Origin of the sequence: Paenibacillus sp. MY03 (assembly GCF_002165585.1) — a bacterium.
GTDB lineage: Bacteria > Bacillota > Bacilli > Paenibacillales > Paenibacillaceae > Pristimantibacillus > Pristimantibacillus agaridevorans.
The window spans coordinates 1-793 of the sequence record NZ_MXQD01000113.1 but is presented as its reverse complement, the minus strand read 5'-3'; the positions used below and the strand labels follow the sequence as shown (position 1 = coordinate 793).

At 55.2% G+C, this 793-nt stretch carries 1 protein-coding gene; it reads right to left on the bottom strand.

Going from position 1 to position 793, the window contains the following annotated elements; genetic code table 11:
• Nucleotides 1-793, bottom strand: a 793-nt coding sequence (locus B1748_RS36140) for a cohesin domain-containing protein (protein WP_218781691.1), incomplete at both ends; no start/stop codon positions are given.

Below are 793 nucleotides of genomic sequence, written 5' to 3'. Positions count from 1 at the left end.
GCGACCGCATAATTCGGCTCCAGCAGCTCGATGGCCGATTCCGCCAGCGAAGTCGATGCGCCATCCGTAATCGTGTCGAACGACAGCACGTCGGGATCATAATCGACGATGACATCAAGCCCCGTAAAGCTGCCCTCGAGCTCCGAGACGCCAACGGTCAACGCCAGATCGCTGCCCGCTTGTACGGTTGCTTGGGTTCCCGTCAGGCTTGCCGTCCCGCTGGTCAACGGGTCGGTTGGATCATCGCCCATCTTGTGCAGGACGATGTAATCCAGATTAAGGCCTGACGTTATATTCATCATTTGAATGGTATGAGTGCCTGCCGCAAGCTCGAACAGCAGATCATTGCCCTCGGCGTCCTGCAGCAATGCCTGGTCATAGTCGCTCCACCCCCCGAGCGTCCTTGGGTAATGGAATCGATACGTCGTCCCTCCATCTACCTGAAGATCCCTGACCGAAGTGAGCGTAGAAGAGGAATATTTCATCCCGATCCGATAGACGCCGGATTCCGGAACGTTAAATTCCCACCCCAGCAAATGACCGGTTTTATCCCAATTCAAAAACATGTTCCCAAGCGGATTTCCCGTTGTATGCGACTGCCCCCGGTCGGCAATCGTTACGGTTCCGCCTTCCTGCAAGGTGAAATCCTCGCCTTCAATGAGTACGCCTAGCTTGAAATTCGCATCCTCAACCTCGGTAAATACCGGCGTAACCAACCCGAGAATAGCCCCGCTTGGCGTTACGGCATTGGATGCGGAGGAAGGAAAGCTGCTTCCCGCGTTATTCACCGCTT